Here is an 18,176-nt window from a genome sequence, read left to right on the forward strand (position 1 = left end):
TGAAAGAGAGTATTAAATTTATCAGCTAGCAATCATTCATCATATAGATATAAAATGAATGAATTTATCTCAAACAACTCTATATTAAAAGACAGTAGAGGTTTTAATACATTACTTGAAGAAGAGGTCAATGATCTCATTAAGCAATGTGATGAAACATTAAATTCAGATGATATATATATAAATGCCTTTGAAGAGAAAAGATATTTTAATAAATTTAGATCAGCAATAATCATTAAATTGATAATATTAACTGGGGTACGCTATGAAATAATTTGCAACTTGAAAAAAATAATCTAGACCTTAAATATAACAATTTTAAAGATAAATGATTATTCTGTGCCTTTACCTAATAATTTCAGAGGTCAATTTGAAAAATATTTAAAATTAATAAATGAACTTACTTTTAAAAAAGATAACGATTTTTTACTTATTGAATTTGGGGGAGAACAATTAAAAAAGACTACAGCTGATACGGCTAATTTCTTAAAGAATAGTATAGATAGAAGTGATTTAAATGGTCTAATAAAATACTCCGTGGTAAATATGTTAAAACATGAAATGAATGAACACGTAATAAGGAAGTTAACCGGAATTGGAACTAAATTTTATGCACAGTGTCTCGAAGAAGTTGTTGATCTAGATAAGGACAATAGACACTTAAACTCTATTTTTATGTCAATGGCTTCTTTTAATACTTTATAACTAGATACCTTAAAGGTATCTTTTTTGTGCTTTTTAATACTCAGAATATGCAATTTAGTCAATGTAATGATTTGAGTACCTTTCACTTTAGAAATTACTTTCCAAAACAACTCAATTCAAAGGAGGCTACGGTGGATGTAGATGGCAGAAAAGTACATTCAAGCGCATAAAGACTACCTTGCCATCATGACTACATATTGATAACAAAAAAGTTGCTTTCTCAAGTGGGATGGCATGTAATATTGTAATGGAATCGTCCGCGGATCAATTGATCATTGAACTTATCATGACCCTAAAAAATACAGAAAAAGCCGGAATGTCAGACCCGGCTTACCGCTTACTTCCCCTTCGATTTCTTCCGCTTCTCCTTCTCTGCCCGGTAAAACTCATGAAACATCTTCATCAGCGCCCGCTTCTCAATCCGCGAGACATAACTCCGTGAAATGCCCAGCTCCTTGGCAATTTCTCTCTGTGTTTTTTCTTTCTTCAAATCAAGCCCGAATCGGCCGACGATGACTTCTTTTTCACGGTCGTCTAGAATGTCGATATATTTTTTGACCTTTTCAAGCTCCATGTTGAGCTGAATGGTGTCGATCACATCTTCACTTTCTGACTTGAGAACATCGATCAGGCTTATTTCATTCCCTTCTTTATCTTGGCCGATCGGATCATGAAGGGAGACGTCTTTTTTTGTTTTTTTCAGGGCGCGCAGATGCATTAAAATCTCATTCTCAATACATCGTGCGGCATATGTGGCAAGCTTCGTGCCTTTTCCGGCTGAATAGCTTTCAATCCCTTTGATCAGCCCGATTGTTCCGATGGAGATCAGATCTTCCGCGTCTTCTCCCGTGTTTTCGAATTTTTTTACAATATGAGCCACTAACCGAAGATTATGTTCGATCAGCATGTTGCGGGCGTGCTCATCTCCTTGAGCCATCAGCTCTAAGTATTTTTTTTCCTCACTATTTGAGAGCGGTTGTGGAAAGGCATTATTTTTCACGTATGATACTAAAAACACGAGTTCTTTCACAATAAACCCGATCGCTGCAAAAACACCTGTCACCATCCTCACCTCCACAAAGTTATGTAGGCAAAAGCCTATATGTAACTGTATGTGGCGGTAAGGCTGTCTGTGTCTGTACAGGGAAATTAATCAAAGGGACATTCCTGCATGTTTTTTTCTTCCATCTGCTTGATTTTTACGGTTTTAGACGATATATTGTTAAAAAATAGAAAGTAAGGAACTCAAGTGAAAACAGCCAAAAAGCGTTGCAGAGAAGAGTAGACAAATATCATTCATGGCAGAGAGCTCCGGGAGCTGGAAAGGAGTATGAATGGATTTGTTGAAGCAAGCCTCTTAGCTTCGCATCGGAATCGGGAGTTGAGGATGATGCGGCAGTTACTCCTGTTATCGAGTAAGCTTCTTTACCCGGAAAAGTTATGGTGACGGCATCGTAACGAATTGAGGTGGCATAGCGGGCTTTTACCCCGTCCTCAAGACTTTATTGTCTTGGGGGCGGGGGTTTTTTAATTTATAAAGGAGGGGTTTTAGATGAAGGGCATCAAGTCTTGGGGTTACCCGGTTCTTTTATTGGGCGGGATCGGTGTATCAAACATCGGGGAATGGATTTATTTTTTATCCCTTAATCTGATTGTCTTAAAAGAAACGGGATCGGCATTTGCGGTGTCTGTCCTCTATTTAATAAGGCCCGCGGCTGTTTTGATGACAAATGTGTGGGCCGGCAGCTTAATCGACAGGTTTAATAAACGGAATATCATGTGTACGCTTGATTTTTTCAGGGCTGCGTTAATTATGGTCCTGCCGCTGATGCTGAGCGTATGGTCTGTCTACTCTGTTTATTGTATTGTGTTTCTCATCAATATGGCCAATGCGATGTTTCGGCCGTCTTCGATGGCGTATGTGACTTTACTTATTCCTGCTGACAGAAGAAAACGATTCAACTCTTTGCGGGCTTTGCTGGAATCAGGGGCTTTTCTTCTCGGACCGGCTGCAGCCGGGCTGCTTTTTATCGCCGGTACGCCGATTTTTGCGATTTGGGTGAATGCGGCAGCTTTAAGCCTGTCCGGTATCATCACGATGATGCTGCCGAATCTCGAAAAGGATGTTTATGTACAGGCACGCCAAAAGAAGCTTTCTTTGGCGGTATATAAAGAAGATTGGCAGCTTGTGTACCGATTCAGCCGCACTGCAAGAAATGTCATGATTATTTATTTTTTATTCAGTCTGGTTATGACAGTGATGGCGTCAGCTCTTGATTCGCTTGAAGCGGCGTTTGCAAAAGACGTTCTTCAGCTGACAGATGCGGATTACGGATTTCTTGTCAGTGTTGCGGGAGCAGGCATTATTGCAGGGGCGCTTGTGAATGTGATCCTCATCAAAAAATTGCCGACTTCTTTATTAATGGGAATCGGCGCCTTGCTCGTATCTGTTGGGTATATGATTTATGCCTTTTCCGAATTCTTTTGGACGGCAGCTCTCGGCTTCTTTCTGCTTGCTTTTTTTCTCTCTTTTGCGAATACAGGATTTTTGACGTTTTACCAAAAGCATATCCCGGTTGACATCATGGGGAGGGTCGGAAGCCTTTATTCATTATTTGCAGCCGTCTTCATTCTACTGATAACGGGATTATTCGGATTTTTGGCGATCAGGGCCTCTATTCAGCACATTGTCATGGCAGGCGCCGCCGTGATGCTGCTTCTGGCTGTCGTTCTTTGCTCATTCTTATTCATTTCCGCAAAAAGAAGGGCTTCTGGTGTATTTTCAGCGGATCAAACTAAACAAACATGAAGAGACAGCGGTTTCCTTCCGTAAGGATTCCTTTATAGCAAGCTTTGGAACGGCTGACGCTTTACAGGGAAGAATATCTCGGCTGGCTGTCCGGATAGATCAAACGTTTTCCTGACGGTTTTGTGATGGTTTATCATCATCAGCAGCCGATTGGACAGCTCGAGCTGTCGATCAAAACATATCAACATAAAGAAATCGGTTATAGCTTTTTCTTCGAACGTACGGTGTGACGGAATACCACCTCAGAGTTTCACCAAGCAACAGAGGGGCACTGGTATTTTACAAAAAGAAAAATATGCAGGCGCTCGGTTTGGAGCCAGACGGGAAGGTTATCAGAATGAGAGGCGAAGTACAGCAGAAATAACGTATATGAAAGGGCGGTTTGTCCTTTCATATACAATCTTCATTTTTTCGATGCTTTTAAAAGGTGAGGAAACTTTTTATAAATGATCACCATTAATACAAGCATGTATGCTCCGTAAATCCCGAAAGACAGCAGTTTATTGCTTGTGAAAGAAGCACCTGCGACGGTCACAATAATAATATTGGGAATTTTGCCAATCAGTGAGGCAGAAAAAAAGACCGCCCATCTGATTTTACTTAATCCGCAGACGGTATTCATGGCCAGCGACGGGATGACCGGAATGAGCCGGCCTAAAAGAACTGCCGTAAACGCGTGCTGGTGAAAGGAATCTTCATAATGCGAAACGGCCGGGTAAGCCATCAGCTTCTTCCTCGCCCAATCTCTGAATCCGTACCGAACGAGAAAAAACAATGCCATCGTACCGAACATCGCACCTGACAGCGTAATCCATACCCCATTTACAATGCCGAAAACCGCCCCGTTTAAAGCAGCGATAATCGCAAACGGAACAATCGGAAAAAACACGTCAGCCGCGACCAAAAGCATGCTAAGCAATATGGCGTATATACCGCCTGCCTTAATCAAATCGAGCCAAACGTCTTTTTGCATAAAGCCGATGATGATCACAGCAATAATGACTCCAAGGCTGAGTCCCTTCTTTATCATATATATGTTCACCTCTTTGATTAGTATACAGCACAAATCTTTCTCCTTCTATTAAAATAGGCTGTCCATCAAGCGCGCCTCTGCATTCTTTATCAGGTAAGGGATAAAAATGGTATCCATTATAAAAACGGCCCGAAAACAATAGCCAAGCTGAAAGCGGTGCTGTCATAATCAATGTCATCTGCTTCTGCAGCAGGTCATGTACATATTTTATGGGCAGAATGATTTTTAAAAAAGGGGACACGTTAACAGTAGTGTTTACTGGAGGTGTAAACGTTGAGATGCTTTCATTTGATCATTTTCATATGCGTTCTCACAAGTTTCACTGCTGTTTCTGCCGATGCAAAGTCGTTAAAAAGAAGTGACATGGAGAAAACGGGAAACGTGTACTGGGACATAAGGTCTGAAAAAAAGAAGCTATCCTTAACATTTGATGACGGCCCGCATCCGGTTTATACGGAGGCTGTTTTAGACGTGCTGAAAAAACATAACGTCATAGCAACCTTTTTTTGTATCGGAAGCCATATTGACAGATACCCCGTGACTGCAAAGCGTATTGTGGCGGAAGGTCATGAAATCGGTAACCATACGATGAATCATGTCTATTTTCATCGTTTAAAAAGCAAGGCTATTTTAAAAGAGCTTCACGGCTCTGCACAGCAGATCAGAGCGCTTCAGCCAGAAGGGGACAAGTTATTTCGTCCGCCTGGAGGTTCGCTGAATCATACCGCCTTTAAAAGCATCTTAAAAGAAGGCTATCACATCGTCATGTGGTCGTGGAACCAAGATCCGATGGATTGGTCAAGACCGGGCAAGGGGAAAATTGTCAGGCATATTGTTTCAAATGCACGGGATGGCGACATTATCCTTCTTCATGACGGCGGAGGAAACCGGCGACAAACAGTTGAAGCCCTTAAAGAAATCATTCCGCAGCTGAAAAAGCAAGGATATACTTTTGTAAAAGTCTCAGACTTAATCGGCCCGGACTTTGATCCGTTTGAAATTCATTAAAAAGAGCGCCGCGTTGAAAGCCGGGAAAGAGATGTGTACCATAGAAAGGTAAGGTTTGGGGGGAGAGAAAATGAAATATGCTGTACTTTTTATTTCGATGATTTGTCTATTGTCGGGGTGTGCCGGAGACATAGAGAAGAATGTTGTAGCGTTCGGCGACAGCAATACGCGCGGCTCCAACTGGGATTATCGTGATTATCCAAAGGCGCAGCAGTGGGTAAACATATTAAAAACGGCAGAACGCGGCCATCTGTCTATTGTCAATGCCGGCATAGGAGGCCAGACAACGGAGGATGCGCGCTTACGTTTTCAAAGCGATGTGCTTGACCGAAAGCCTGAATATGTATTTATCATGTTCGGAACAAATGATGCGGGAATATTGACCAAAAATAAACCGAGAGTCTCAAAAAAACGGTTTAAAGAAAATCTGACTTATTTTATAAACGAAAGCAGAAAGCACGGCATTAAGCCGATTTTAATGACGTGTATTCCTGTTATAGAAGGAAACGGTACGCATCATCTTTTCTACTATTCAAGATATAAAGCTTCAGCCTTTAAAGCGAAAGGCGGCGCTAGAAAATGGCACAACTCCTATAACGGCATCACGAGGCAGGTCGCCAAAAATTTAAAGGTGCCTTTGATAGATAATTGGAAGCACTTTATACGCGCTGACGCCGGCAAAGATACAGACGATGCGCTGATCCAATCAGGGCTGATAGATCCTTCAGGAAATCATATGACGCCAAAAGGCGCGAGAATTGTGTATGAAGGCATAAAAAATGGGCGGGTTTTGGAACGCTGATTCCGACAGCTGCCTAAACCGTTTTGTTTCTGTTTCATAGGCTGTATTAAAACATGAATTGGGGGCGATTGCTATGAACTGCGGTTTTCCTCCGCCGTATCCTGTATGTCCGCCTCCGCGGGTGAATGCGGGTTACGGATACGCATTTTTTGTTGTGCTGCTCGTCGTTCTTCTCGTATTGGGCGGCCGATATTGGTTCGCCATATAACAGCAGTCCTCTTAAACACCTCTATTTTAGGGGTGTTTTTTGTTGAAAGTGGTAGTAATGCGCATAACCGAAGTGATATAATATCAGTCATCTGAGTAAAAAAAGGAAAGCGCCCGGGTCATTTTTCTGTTAAGAAGAAACGGAAATGATATGTCCGAGCGATCTTCTTTTGATTTCATTTTCAATTAACTCGATAAATTCACGGCTCAAATTCATTTCATTGGCTTTGAAATAAGATTCTATTAGTAACTCATCAGAAAGCTTTCTCATGCCGGATACCCAATTAATGGGAGTGGCACCTCCTTATCAGTTGGAATAAATCATCATGCGTAAGCATATGATGGCAGGTTGCGTTCCATTCATTGAGGTTATCTTTAATCTACCATGAATTACAAATAAGAACAATCGTTCTGTTATCCACACTCATAAGTGGATAACTTGTTAGTATCTTGTTTATAATTTGTATAAATCCGGATGGAATAAGAGTGGATAATGTGTGTAATTTTATCCACAACTGGTGAAGAAACCCAATTTTTGTCGAAATTTTTTTGTTCAGGCCGACTTTGTTTTTAAGTTCGACCGGTTTCGACAAATTTAAGATAGAAAGAAAAGGGAAGGGTGCGGGTTTTGTTAAAAAAGTTTTTTTTACCTGACGAATTTGTAAAAAATATTTTTCATATCACACCGGAAAAGCTCAAGGAACGCAATGTGAAAGGAATTATTACAGACCTTGACAACACGCTCGTTGAGTGGGACAGACCGAGTGCGACTCCGCGTTTAATAGAGTGGTTTGAAGAAATGAAGGAGCACGGCATTAAAGTAACGATCGTCTCCAATAATAATGAACGAAGAGTTAAATTATTCTCGGAGCCGCTTGGCATTCCGTTTATCTATAAGGCGAGAAAACCAATGGGACGCGCCTTTAAGAGAGCCGTCCGCAGCATGGAGCTGAAAAAAGAGGACTGTGTCGTGATCGGCGATCAGCTGCTTACGGATGTGCTTGGCGGAAACAGACACGGCTACCATACCATTTTGGTCGTGCCTGTCGCTTCCTCCGACGGAGTTGTGACACGCTTTAACCGCCAAATTGAACGGAGAATATTGAGTTCTTTAAAACGCAAAGGGCACATTCAGTGGGAGGATTAGGAATGGAAAAGGTTGTTTGCATCGGCTGCGGAGTAACGATCCAAACCGAGGATAAAAACGGTCTTGGCTATGCGCCTCAGGCATCGCTTGCAAAAGAGAGTGTGATCTGCCAGCGCTGCTTCAGACTGAAAAATTACAATGAAATTCAAGATGTTTCATTAACGGATGATGATTTTTTAAATATTTTGCACAGCATTGGCGAGACAGACTCGCTGGTTGTGAAAGTCGTTGATATATTTGATTTTAACGGAAGCTGGATCAACGGGCTGAGTCGTTTTGTCGGCGGTAATCCGATCCTTTTAGTCGGAAATAAAGCGGATATCCTGCCGAAATCTCTTAAACGGGAACGGCTCGTTCAATGGATGAAACGCGAAGCGAAGGAATACGGATTAAAGCCGCTTGATGTATTTTTGGTCAGCGCTTCCCGCGGACAAGGAATAAAAGAAGTGATCGACGCCATTGAATATTACCGCGAAGGCCGGGATGTTTATGTGGTGGGATGCACAAATGTCGGTAAATCAACGTTTATCAACCGGATTATTAAAGAAGTATCAGGGGAAGAGAATATTATCACCACCTCTCAATTCCCGGGCACAACGCTCGATGCGATTGAAATCCCGCTTGATGACGGATCAGCGCTTTATGATACGCCGGGAATCATCAACCATCACCAAATGGCGCATTACGTGGACAAACGTGACTTGAAGGTGCTTACGCCTAAAAAAGAATTAAAGCCGCGCACATTCCAGCTGAATGATAAACAAACGCTTTACTTTGGCGGTCTCGCCCGGTTTGATTATGTATCAGGCGATAGATCGGCGTTTGTCTGCTATATGCCGAATGAATTGATGATTCACAGAACAAAACTTGAAAATGCTGATGCTTTATACGAAAAGCATGCCGGGGAATTGCTTACACCGCCCGGAAAAGATGATCTGGACGAATTTCCGGAGCTTACAGCCCATACGTTTACAATCAAGGAAGGGAAAACGGATATCGTTTTTTCCGGTTTGGGCTGGGTGACGGTTCAGGATGCAGATAAAAAAATCACAGCATACGCTCCGAAAGGCGTTCACGTATTTGTCCGCCGTTCATTAATATAGAGAGAAGGGGAGAGGGAGCATGAAACAATTGTACGGAGTTATCGGAAATCCGATCGGGCATTCGATGTCACCCGATATTCATAACGCGGCTTTAAAAGATAAGGATATTGACGGGCAGTATTTTGCGTTTCAGGTGGAACCTCATGATCTCAAGGACGCCGTTAACGGCATCAGGGCGCTCGGCATCAGCGGCATTAATGTGACAGTTCCGCATAAGGTGGCCATTATGGAGCACCTGGATGATATCCATGAAAGTGCAAAAGTACTCGGAGCCGTCAACACTGTCAAAAGAGAAGGAGACAGGCTTATCGGGTATAATACTGACGGGGAAGGATTTTTCAAGTCCTTAGTAAAGGTATTGGACAAACCCCTATCGGAGCTTTCCATCTTAATGATAGGAGCGGGGGGAGCGGCGAGAGCCATCTTCACGACGATCGTCCGTGCTGAGCCGAAACAGTTTGACGTATGCAACCGCACCCCGGAAAAAGCAAGCCGGCTGATCGAGGCAGCTCCCTCTTTTCAAAATAAACATGCCCTTACATTACAGGAAGCTGAAAAGCAGCTTGAACAATATGATGTCATCATTCATACCACATCTGTCGGCATGTACCCGAATACAGACGACGCACCGCTCTCACTGGAACGCGCCAAAAAGAGCGCGATCGTTTGTGATATCGTCTACAACCCGATTCAAACCGCATTTTTAAAAGAAGCCGAGAAAAAGGGCTTAACGACCCTGGACGGAGTCGGCATGTTTGTTGAACAGGCGGCGCTGTCTTTTCAGCTATGGACGGGACAAGAGCCTGACAGCGGGTTAATGAGAGCAATTGTTGAAGGAAAACTAGGAGGAACACAATGTTAACAGGAAAACAAAAACGTTTATTGCGCTCAAAAGCGCACCATTTAACACCTATTTTTCAAGTAGGAAAAGGCGGAGTCAACGAAAACATGGTGAAACAGATTGCCGAAGCACTGGAAGCAAGAGAACTGATTAAAGTCAGCGTGCTTCAAAATTGCGAAGAGGATAAAAACGATGTCGCTGAAGCGCTTGTCAAAGGCTGCCGCTCTCATTTAGTGCAGACGATCGGCAACACGATCGTGCTGTATAAAGAATCAAAGGAAAATAAACAAATCGAGCTTCCGTAAGGTGGTTGACATGAAGAAAATCGGAATATTCGGGGGGACATTTGATCCCCCGCATAACGGTCATCTCCTGATGGCAAATGAAGTGCTGTATCAGGCGGTACTCGATGAGATTTGGTTTATGCCGAACCAAATTCCCCCGCATAAGCAGAATGAAGACTTCACAGACAGCTTTCACCGGGTAGAGATGCTGAAGCTTGCGATCGGCTCTCATCCGGATTTTAAGCTTGAGCTGGCCGAAATGGAACGGGAAGGCCCTTCATACACCTTTGATACGATCCGCTTACTGAAGGAGCGGCGGCCGGACGATAAACTCTTCTTTATTATCGGGGCGGATATGATTGAATTTCTGCCTAAATGGTATAAACTAGATGAACTGCTCACACTCATTCAATTTATCGGAGTGAGGCGTCCGGGCTTTCATATCGAGACTTCGTATCCGCTGCTATTTGCCGACGTTCCGGAATTTGACGTTTCGTCCACGATGCTGAGAGAACGTCTGAAAGCCAAAAAGCCGACGCAATACTTAATGCCTGATAAAGTGAAGCGGTATATAGAGGAGAATGGTTTATATGAATCGTGAGGAAGCACTTGCCTGCGTCAAAGAGCAGCTGACCGAGCATCGGTACATCCACACAATCGGCGTTACAGATACGGCGGTTATCCTTGCCGGCCGCTTCGGAGCAGATCCTGAAAAAGCGGAAATGGCTGCTATTTTTCATGATTATGCGAAATTCCGTCCAAAAGAGGAAATGAAGCAAATTATCGTGAGAGAAAAAATGCCGGCAGATCTGTTAGAGTATAACGCTGAGCTCTGGCATGCACCTGTAGGCGCCTATTTGGCTGAAAAAGAAGCCGGCGTTACCGATCCGGACATTTTAGACGCAATCCGTTATCATACGTCAGGGCGTCCCGGCATGACCCTTTTAGACAAAGTCATTTACGTTGCCGATTATATTGAACCCGGCCGTAAATTTCCCGGGGTTGATGATGTGCGCAAACTGGCGGAAACCGATTTAAATCAAGCGCTGATACAAGCGATGAAAAATACAATGATATTTTTGATGAAAAAAAACCAGCCGGTCTATCCGGAGACGTTTGCAACTTACAACTGGCTGGTGTCTCAAAATTGACAGGAGGAATATGGGAATGAATCAAGCTTCCGTATTAAAAATCGCAGCAAAGGCTTGTGATGATAAGCGTGCAGAGGATATTTTAGCACTGGACATGGAAGGAATTTCTCTCGTTGCGGATTACTTTTTAATCTGTCACGGGAATTCTGATAAGCAGGTTCAAGCGATTGCACGTGAAATTAAAGATCAAGCAGAAGAAAACGGCATCGATGTGAAAAAGATGGAAGGGTTTGATGAAGCCCGCTGGGTATTAGTTGATCTCGGCGATGTTATCGTCCATGTATTCCATAAAGACGAAAGAAGCTATTACAATCTGGAAAAGCTGTGGGGCGACGCGCCGCTTGCAGAACTTGAGCTTGGATTCAATTCATGATTTACCAAGGCTTCGCCGGCGTCTATGACGAGTTAATGTCCCATGCGCCGTACGATGACTGGGCAAGCTGGATTGAAGCCGCTCTTCCTGAAAAGGGACGGGTGCTTGATCTTGCCTGCGGAACGGGAGAAATTTCAATCAGGCTTTCCGAAAAAGGCTTTGAAGTCACGGGAATTGATTTAAGCGAAGATATGCTGAGCTGTGCGCAGCAGAAAAAAACGGGAAAGCAGCCGATTCTTTTTCTTCAGCAGGATATGAGAGAGCTTTCCGGCTTTCAAGAGCAGTTTGACGCTGTAGTCATCTGCTGTGATTCCTTAAATTACTTAAAAACGAAAAATGATGTCAAAAGCACCTTTAAAAGTGTTTTTCAAGTGTTGAAGGAAGGCGGCTTGCTTCTGTTTGATGTCCATTCTCCGTTTAAAATGACGGAGCTTTTTCCGAACAGCACCCATGCTGATCAGGATGAGCAAATCAGCTACATCTGGCAAAGCTTTGCCGGGGAGGAAGGGCTTTCTGTCATCCATGATATGTCCTTTTTTGTATGGAACGGACATGCCTATGAGCGCTATGATGAGACGCACGAGCAAAAAACCTTTTATATAGAAGAATATGAACAAATGCTTGCAGACACCGGATTTGAACTGAAGAGGGTCACGGCTGATTTTACGGATAACCCTCCTTCAGCTGAGTCTGAGCGTCTATTCTTTACGGCAGGCAAATCAAAAACCATCGTTTAAACAGAACGATGGTTTTTAAAATTCCATTTTCGCGATTGGCGGTATCTCCGCTTTCTATGGCATACTGATTCACACGTGAAATTGCTTTTCCACTAAAGAAATATCCTCTTCATATTTTGCATGTGTATTCTGAAAAACACGGTGGAACATATCCTGCACACCGCTCTCGAGCGCTTTCAGCCCTTCTCCGGTGACGCCGCCTTTTACGCAGACCTTTTCCTGTAAAGCCGGAAGGGTGTAAAGCTCAGTCTCCAGCAGTTTTCCGAGGCCGACAAGCATTTCCTTCGACATGATTACAGCTTCCTGTTTTGAAATCGATGTTTCCTCGACGGCCGCGTTAATAAAACGCTGGATAAGGTAACTCATAAAAGCAGGCCCGCAGCTGACGATATCAGAGGCCGCTCTCGTAATGCCGCTCTCGATTTCCACAGGCTTTGAAATGTGAGACATCAGAGAATGAATTTGCGATTTTGCCGCGTCGCTGCAGCTTTTGCCGAACGTAACAAGCGATACCCCGGCCAAGGCCCGGTTCGTAATGCTCGGTATGACACGGGCTGTCTGGCACGGAACCGTGTGTTCAATCTGCTCTGTCTGAATGGGGCTTGTAATGGAGATTAAAATATGATCTTCTCTTAAATGCGGTGTGAGCTTTTTAAGCAAAGGATAGATATCCAGCGGTTTCACGCAGATGAAGATCATTTCATTTTCTCTTACCAGCCGTTCCTGGTCTTCAGTGACATGAAGGCCGGTGAAGCGTTCCTTTATCTTTAACGCTTTATCAATCGTTCTGTTTGTAATGGTAATTTGTGAGGGATCGGCAGCGTTTGATTCAATAAACGATTCGATCAGTATTGTACCCATATTTCCGGTGCCGATAAAGCCTATCTTCAAGATTCTCCCCTCCTTTTCCCTTAATCCTTTAAACCTTATGCAGGGAGGCAAAACAATATGACGAAAGCGATTGTTGCAGAGTGGATGCGGCGGCATATGAAAATACTGGCCGCCTGTGCCATGGTATTGCTGATCATTGTCTGTTTTTTGATATTCCGTCCGGAAAAAGAAGAACCGGTAAAACAGCCGTCCGTTTTCGAGCAGAGCGACTCTGCGTCCGCTCAGCGTAAAAAGGATACTGAAACAGAAAAGATCATGATCGACATTAAAGGCGCTGTCCGAAAGCCCGGTGTATATGAAATGAAGCCGAAAGACAGAGTGACGCAAGCCATTGAAAAAGCGGGCGGTATGAATGAAAAGGCAGATGAAAAAAATATTAATTTAGCAGAGCAGCTGCAGGACGGCACGATCATTTACATCCCGAGTGAAGGGGAAGAGGAGAGCGGGCCGAAAATAGCAGCGGGTACTAAGGAGGACGCACCAGTGAACATAAACACGGCGTCTCTTGACGAACTTCAAACCATCTCCGGCATCGGCCAAAAAAAAGCGGAAGCGATTATCGCGTACCGTGAAGAAAACGGCCGGTTTCAGGCTGCTGAAGACATTATGAATGTATCAGGGATCGGAGAAAAGTCATTTGAAAGAATAAAAGCTTCCATTAAGGTAAAGTGAATTGACGATCTTGATAAAATCTATGTAAACTTAGGACAGCAACACGACTTTTGGAGGGAACACTTGTGGAACGAATCTCATGGAATCAATATTTTATGGCTCAAAGCCATTTACTGGCGCTTAGAAGCACATGTCCGAGACTGTCTGTCGGCGCTACTGTTGTCAGAGACAAGCGGATGATTGCGGGCGGATACAACGGCTCAATTGCCGGCGGCGTCCATTGTGCAGATGAAGGATGCCTGCTGATTGATAATCATTGCCAAAGAACGATACATGCAGAGATGAATGCCATATTACAATGCTCTAAGTTCGGCGTTCCTACGGAAGGAGCCGAGATTTATGTGACGCATTATCCGTGTATTCAGTGCTGTAAATCAATCATTCAGGCAGGAATAAAAACGGTCTATTTTGCGGAAGATTACAAAACCCAGCCTTACGCTAGAGAACTATTTGCCCAGGCAGGCGTTAAAGTAGAGCAGGTTGAACTGGATGAAATGATCATTGATCTGAAAAACCGCGAAAAATTGTCTTTCGTAGCCGGCCTTATTCAGCAATTAACAGATGCAGGGCTTAAAGAGGACGAATTAAAAAAAATTCATGAACAGGCAAATGAGCTGTTCACAAGCTACGTATAAGCATGAAATACAAGTTGCTTATTTTGCCCCTGGCGGCGGTTTCTGCGACTGCAGGAATTGCTGCCGCCATTTTCTTCTCTGTCATTTTCTTTTTTCTCCTATTTCTGCTCTTTGTCATTGTAAAGACAAAGCAGCGCACACTGTCCATCGTCTGCCTCTTCTCTTTTTGCCTTTATTTCATTCTTTATACCGCTGCGGATTCAGCAAATGTATCTGCATATCGGACCGGGAATTATACGGAACATGCGGCCATACTGGATATTCCGAAAATAGACGGAGACAGACTGTCAGCCGTTATCCGTACACGTGACAAAGAGAAATGGGCGGCCTCTTACAAAATTCAGTCTCTTGAAGAAAAACGAAAAATAGCGCAGCTGGAACCGGGCATGAGCTGCACATTCACAGGTTCTTTAGAAGAGCCTAAACATGCGACGGTTCCCGGCGGATTTGATTACAAAGAGTACCTTTACCGCCAGCATATTCACTGGCTTTTCTCCGTCTCCTCCATTCAAAATTGTACAAAGTCTGAAAAACCGTCATTTAAACTGCTGCATATCAGGAAGTATTTTATTTCTGTGATTCGCGGTCATGTCCCTGAATCATCCGCCGGGATCGCAGAGGCGCTGACTGTAGGTGAAAGGTTTTTGGTAGAGGACGATGTACTCAGCGCCTATCAAAAGCTGGGGATCGTTCATTTGATGGCGATTTCAGGGATGCATGTCGGTCTTATTGCGGCGGGATTATTTTATGTGCTGATCAGAATCGGGATCACAAGAGAAAAAGCCGGTGTTTTGCTGCTGCTTTTTTTGCCGGTCTACACGGTGTTAACAGGTGCCGCGCCATCTGTTTTGCGTGCATCACTTATGTTAGGCTTTTATGTCGCGGGAAATCTATTTAAGCGGCGGATTCATTCTTCTGCAGCAATATCCCTGTCATATTTACTGCTTCTTCTGTTCAATCCCTATTTGCTTTGGGACATCGGATTTCAGCTTTCCTTCGCAGTGAGTGCCGCTTTAATTTTGTCATCCGCCATTTTAAAGAACGCCCGGGGAAAGCTTGTCCAGCTTGCAACGGCTTCATTTGTTGCAGAGCTTACTTCACTGCCGTTTCTTCTCTATTATTTTCAGCAGATTTCACTCGTCAGCTTTCCGATGAATATGATCGTGGTGCCTTTTTATACGCTGTTTGTCATTCCCTGTTCTGTCATTGGCTTTCTCGTGCTCTTAGTATCAAGGTCCGCAGGCGAGTTTGTGTTTTACTGGTTTGATCTTGTAATGGTATGGGCGCACAGGCTGATTACATCTGCTGCATCAATTGATTCGTTTACAATCGTTGTTGCGAAACCGAGCCTGCTGTCACTTATATTGCTGGCGATTTCCATTTTTACTATTTTTGCAGTGATTGAAAAACACGGTATTCTCAGACTGCGGAAATCCGCTCTTTTCTTCTGTGCCGTTTTTGTTTATATAGCAATTCGTCCTTATCTCAGTCCTGAGGGGGAAGCGGATATGCTTGATATCGGACAGGGTGACAGTCTGTTTATGAGCGCGCCGCACCAGAGGGGAACCATAATGATTGATACAGGGGGAATGCTTTCTTATTCTGACGAAGCGTGGAAAGAAAAACGCCATCCTTATTCTATCGGAGAAAAAGTTTTGATTCCGTTCTTAAACGGAAAAGGAGTGAAAAAGCTAGATGCTTTAATCTTGACCCACGCGGATCAGGACCATATCGGTGAAGCGGGGATTTTAATCAAAAAGCATAGAGTAAAGCGTTTAATAGTGCCTGTGGGATTTGTGAAAAAACCGAAGGACAATGACATTTTGCAAATGGCAAAAGAAGAAAACATCAGCATTACCGAGGCTGAGCGCGGCGATACCATCACAGCGGGTGATTTGCGGTTTGAGGTGCTGTCTCCTGAAGGGCCGGACGCAAGGAGCAAAAACGATTCATCACTTGTGCTTTGGACGTTCTTAGGCGGGGTAAGCTGGCTTTTGACGGGGGATTTAGAGATGAATGGCGAGCAGGAAGTGCTTGATGCCTTTCCGAGTCTGAAAGCCGATATACTGAAGGCAGGGCACCATGGCAGCAAAAGCTCCACCGGCGAAGCTTTTTTGAAACAGCTAAAACCGAAAACGGCTCTCATTTCAGCCGGAAAACATAATCGCTACCATCATCCGAATCAGGAGGTGCTTGACCGGTTAAAGGCATATTCCGTCAATGTGCTCCGAACCGATGTCAGCGGGACGATTCAATACAGATTCAAAAGCGGATTTGGAACCTTTTCTGTCTTTCCTCCATATGATATAGAAGAAATGCGGGCGCCGAACGAAAAAAGACTGCCGATTGACAGCAGCCCGGAAAGCGGCTAAGAGCCGATAAGGTGGATGGCTGTTGCCATCACGAACAAAAAGGCGAAAAATCCGAAGGACACGACAAAACCGACAGCTGAGTCTACAGCATCATTTCGTTTGCTTTGAACGTTTTTTTCAAAATCATTCAATTTCATCCCTCCTGACTTCCCTTAGTATACTGGAATTGTTTTGAAAAATCTAGAAGTGATGGTAACGTTTTCTGTTCTTGTGATTATCGCCTTTTTACAAGCAGACCCGGGGGCTTGTGAATCAGGCGTTTATTATAAATGAGGGAGCTGTTCTTTTCAGCTTCCTCTTTACTATTTGCCGAACTCAATTTAGGATAGAAGAGGATCAAGAAAGAGAGGAAGTCATACGATCATGGTATTTGATGTCTGGAAAGCCCTGAAAAAAGGGGATGTCCGCTCCGTTTATTGTTTGTACGGAAAAGAAACTTATCTGCTCCAAGAGACCGTCAGCCGGATCAGACAAGCTGTCGTTGATGAGGAGACAAAAGATTTTAACCTGTCTGTTTTTGATCTTGAAGAGGACCCGCTTGACCATGCCATTACCGATGCCGAAACCTTCCCGTTTATGGGTGAGAAGCGGCTGGTCATTCTTAAAAATCCGTCCTTTTTAACAGGAGAAAAAAAGAAAGAAAAAATAGAGCATAATACAAGCGCTTTGGAGGCTTACATAAAAGAACCCGCGCCTTACACCATTTTTGTCATCGTGGCCCCGTATGAGAAGCTGGATGAGCGGAAAAAGCTGACGAAGGCTCTGAAACAGCAGGCCTTTATGATGGAGGCCAAGGAGCTGAACGCAAAGGAAACGACTGATTTTACAATCGATTTGGCGCAAACCGAAAATAAAACGATTGGAACAGACGCTGCCGAGCATTTGGTGCTGCTCGTAAACGGGCACCTGTCATCCATCTATCAGGAAATCCAAAAGCTCTCCGCCTACACCGGTGACAGACCGGAAATCACGCTTGAGGATGTCCGGGAGCTTGTCGCGAGGAGTTTGGAGCAGAATATTTTTGAACTGATCAATAAAATCGTGAACAGGAAGCGGACGGAAAGCCTGCAGATCTTTTATGATCTTTTAAAGCAAAACGAAGAGCCGATCAAAATTATGGCGCTGATCGCAAGCCAGTTCCGCCTTATTTTGCAGACGAAATACTTTGCCGGGCAGGGATACGGGCAAAAGCAGATCGCCTCCAATTTAAAAGTCCATCCATTCCGCGTGAAGCTGGCAATAGATCAGGCGAGGCTTTTTTCCGAAGAAGAGCTGCGCCGCATTATGGAGAAACTCGCCGTAATGGATTATGAAATGAAAACGGGAAAAAAGGACAAGCAGCTGCTGCTCGAACTCTTTCTCTTACAGCTTCTTCAGGCAAATGAAAAAAACGATCCCCGTTAAAA

22 protein-coding genes, 1 pseudogene and 1 other annotated feature are annotated in these 18,176 nt (G+C 43.9%); of the genes and pseudogenes, 18 read left to right on the forward strand and 5 right to left on the reverse strand.

What is annotated here, in order from left to right; translation table 11 throughout:
• Positions 1 to 339 precede the first annotated feature (339 nt).
• Complete coding sequence (locus J7E26_RS10220; RefSeq protein ID WP_214798278.1) at positions 340 to 705, forward strand: hypothetical protein; 366 nt, start codon at positions 340 to 342, stop codon at positions 703 to 705.
• Positions 706 to 1,042: 337 nt separating this feature from the next.
• On the opposite strand, the gene sigK is transcribed toward J7E26_RS10220, so the two are convergent.
• The gene (sigK, locus tag J7E26_RS10225; protein ID WP_214798280.1) at positions 1,043 to 1,771 is read right to left on the reverse strand and encodes an RNA polymerase sporulation sigma factor SigK; all 729 of its coding nucleotides are present in this window, start codon (positions 1,769 to 1,771) and stop codon (positions 1,043 to 1,045) included.
• A gap of 194 nt (positions 1,772 to 1,965) precedes the next feature.
• Positions 1,966 to 2,204: a binding site (T-box leader), on the forward strand.
• Positions 2,205 to 2,257: 53 nt separating this feature from the next.
• Here sigK and J7E26_RS10230 point away from each other — a divergent pair.
• Complete coding sequence (locus J7E26_RS10230; RefSeq protein ID WP_214798282.1) at positions 2,258 to 3,514, forward strand: MFS transporter; 1,257 nt, start codon at positions 2,258 to 2,260, stop codon at positions 3,512 to 3,514.
• A gap of 403 nt (positions 3,515 to 3,917) precedes the next feature.
• Here the strand turns inward: J7E26_RS10230 and J7E26_RS10235 are convergent, their stop codons facing one another.
• Positions 3,918 to 4,544, reverse strand: a complete 627-nt coding sequence (locus tag J7E26_RS10235; protein WP_214798283.1) for a TVP38/TMEM64 family protein — start codon at positions 4,542 to 4,544, stop codon at positions 3,918 to 3,920.
• Between the two features lie 276 nt (positions 4,545 to 4,820).
• On the opposite strand from J7E26_RS10235, the gene J7E26_RS10240 reads away from it, so the two are divergent.
• The 3 genes from J7E26_RS10240 (at position 4,821) to J7E26_RS18475 (ending at position 6,565) form a co-directional block, all read left to right on the forward strand.
• The gene (locus J7E26_RS10240) at positions 4,821 to 5,555 is read left to right on the forward strand and encodes a polysaccharide deacetylase family protein (RefSeq protein ID WP_214798285.1); all 735 of its coding nucleotides are present in this window, start codon (positions 4,821 to 4,823) and stop codon (positions 5,553 to 5,555) included.
• Between the two features lie 97 nt (positions 5,556 to 5,652).
• Positions 5,653 to 6,357: an SGNH/GDSL hydrolase family protein gene (locus tag J7E26_RS10245; RefSeq protein ID WP_396019836.1), complete on the forward strand. Its 705-nt coding sequence runs from the start codon at positions 5,653 to 5,655 to the stop codon at positions 6,355 to 6,357.
• A 73-nt stretch (positions 6,358 to 6,430) separates the two neighbouring features.
• Entirely contained in the window at positions 6,431 to 6,565 is a 135-nt protein-coding gene (locus J7E26_RS18475; protein ID WP_285288978.1) for a hypothetical protein, read from the forward strand.
• Positions 6,566 to 6,694: 129 nt separating this feature from the next.
• On the opposite strand, the gene sda is transcribed toward J7E26_RS18475, so the two are convergent.
• A complete protein-coding gene (gene sda, locus J7E26_RS10250; protein ID WP_003152850.1) occupies positions 6,695 to 6,835 on the reverse strand; it encodes a sporulation histidine kinase inhibitor Sda in 141 nt (46 codons plus the stop codon).
• A 357-nt stretch (positions 6,836 to 7,192) separates the two neighbouring features.
• On the opposite strand from sda, the gene J7E26_RS10255 reads away from it, so the two are divergent.
• The 8 genes from J7E26_RS10255 to J7E26_RS10290 are packed head-to-tail and all read left to right on the forward strand — an operon-like array spanning position 7,193 to position 12,200.
• Positions 7,193 to 7,711 carry a YqeG family HAD IIIA-type phosphatase gene (locus J7E26_RS10255; RefSeq protein ID WP_061521878.1) on the forward strand — a complete coding sequence of 173 codons (519 nt, stop codon included), beginning with the start codon at positions 7,193 to 7,195 and terminating at the stop codon, positions 7,709 to 7,711.
• A 2-nt stretch (positions 7,712 to 7,713) separates the two neighbouring features.
• Positions 7,714 to 8,814: a ribosome biogenesis GTPase YqeH gene (yqeH, locus tag J7E26_RS10260; RefSeq protein ID WP_214798289.1), complete on the forward strand. Its 1,101-nt coding sequence runs from the start codon at positions 7,714 to 7,716 to the stop codon at positions 8,812 to 8,814.
• A gap of 19 nt (positions 8,815 to 8,833) precedes the next feature.
• Entirely contained in the window at positions 8,834 to 9,676 is an 843-nt protein-coding gene (aroE, locus tag J7E26_RS10265; RefSeq protein ID WP_214798291.1) for a shikimate dehydrogenase, read from the forward strand.
• Positions 9,670 to 9,960 (forward strand): ribosome assembly RNA-binding protein YhbY, encoded by a 291-nt coding sequence (gene yhbY / locus J7E26_RS10270; RefSeq protein ID WP_214798293.1) that lies wholly within the window; start codon positions 9,670 to 9,672, stop codon positions 9,958 to 9,960. Before aroE ends, yhbY begins: the two co-directional genes overlap by 7 nt.
• 10 nt (positions 9,961 to 9,970) lie before the next feature.
• Positions 9,971 to 10,540: a nicotinate-nucleotide adenylyltransferase gene (locus tag J7E26_RS10275; RefSeq protein ID WP_214798295.1), complete on the forward strand. Its 570-nt coding sequence runs from the start codon at positions 9,971 to 9,973 to the stop codon at positions 10,538 to 10,540.
• Entirely contained in the window at positions 10,530 to 11,090 is a 561-nt protein-coding gene (gene yqeK, locus J7E26_RS10280; RefSeq protein WP_214798297.1) for a bis(5'-nucleosyl)-tetraphosphatase (symmetrical) YqeK, read from the forward strand. The genes J7E26_RS10275 and yqeK overlap by 11 nt, the downstream gene beginning before the upstream one ends.
• 16 nt (positions 11,091 to 11,106) lie before the next feature.
• Complete coding sequence (rsfS, locus tag J7E26_RS10285; RefSeq protein ID WP_214798299.1) at positions 11,107 to 11,463, forward strand: ribosome silencing factor; 357 nt, start codon at positions 11,107 to 11,109, stop codon at positions 11,461 to 11,463.
• On the forward strand, positions 11,460 to 12,200 hold the full coding sequence (locus J7E26_RS10290; RefSeq protein WP_214798301.1) for a class I SAM-dependent DNA methyltransferase: 741 nt from the start codon (positions 11,460 to 11,462) through the stop codon (positions 12,198 to 12,200). The genes rsfS and J7E26_RS10290 overlap by 4 nt, the downstream gene beginning before the upstream one ends.
• 69 nt (positions 12,201 to 12,269) lie before the next feature.
• Here J7E26_RS10290 and comER read toward each other — a convergent pair whose 3' ends face one another.
• Positions 12,270 to 13,091, reverse strand: coding sequence for a late competence protein ComER (gene comER / locus J7E26_RS10295; RefSeq protein WP_214798303.1), 822 nt, complete (start codon positions 13,089 to 13,091; stop codon positions 12,270 to 12,272).
• A gap of 57 nt (positions 13,092 to 13,148) precedes the next feature.
• On the opposite strand from comER, the gene J7E26_RS10300 reads away from it, so the two are divergent.
• The 3 genes from J7E26_RS10300 to J7E26_RS10310 all read left to right on the forward strand — a co-directional run bounded on the left by J7E26_RS10300 (position 13,149) and on the right by J7E26_RS10310 (position 16,770).
• Positions 13,149 to 13,763 (forward strand): helix-hairpin-helix domain-containing protein, encoded by a 615-nt coding sequence (locus J7E26_RS10300; RefSeq protein WP_214798305.1) that lies wholly within the window; start codon positions 13,149 to 13,151, stop codon positions 13,761 to 13,763.
• Positions 13,764 to 13,828: 65 nt separating this feature from the next.
• Positions 13,829 to 14,398 carry a ComE operon protein 2 gene (locus tag J7E26_RS10305; RefSeq protein ID WP_214798306.1) on the forward strand — a complete coding sequence of 190 codons (570 nt, stop codon included), beginning with the start codon at positions 13,829 to 13,831 and terminating at the stop codon, positions 14,396 to 14,398.
• Positions 14,399 to 14,400: 2 nt separating this feature from the next.
• Positions 14,401 to 16,770 carry a DNA internalization-related competence protein ComEC/Rec2 gene (locus J7E26_RS10310; protein ID WP_214798308.1) on the forward strand — a complete coding sequence of 790 codons (2,370 nt, stop codon included), beginning with the start codon at positions 14,401 to 14,403 and terminating at the stop codon, positions 16,768 to 16,770.
• Here J7E26_RS10310 and J7E26_RS10315 read toward each other — a convergent pair.
• Complete coding sequence (locus J7E26_RS10315; protein WP_003152870.1) at positions 16,767 to 16,901, reverse strand: YqzM family protein; 135 nt, start codon at positions 16,899 to 16,901, stop codon at positions 16,767 to 16,769. The genes J7E26_RS10310 and J7E26_RS10315 overlap by 4 nt on opposite strands.
• A gap of 40 nt (positions 16,902 to 16,941) precedes the next feature.
• Here J7E26_RS10315 and J7E26_RS18620 point away from each other — a divergent pair.
• Both J7E26_RS18620 and holA read left to right on the forward strand, forming a co-directional pair.
• A pseudogene (locus tag J7E26_RS18620) lies at positions 16,942 to 17,094 on the forward strand (hypothetical protein).
• Positions 17,095 to 17,133: 39 nt separating this feature from the next.
• On the forward strand, positions 17,134 to 18,174 hold the full coding sequence (holA, locus tag J7E26_RS10320; RefSeq protein ID WP_214798310.1) for a DNA polymerase III subunit delta: 1,041 nt from the start codon (positions 17,134 to 17,136) through the stop codon (positions 18,172 to 18,174).
• Positions 18,175 to 18,176 lie beyond the last annotated feature (2 nt).

The organism is Bacillus sp. ISL-51, from assembly GCF_018613535.1.
Lineage (GTDB): Bacteria > Bacillota > Bacilli > Bacillales > Bacillaceae > Bacillus.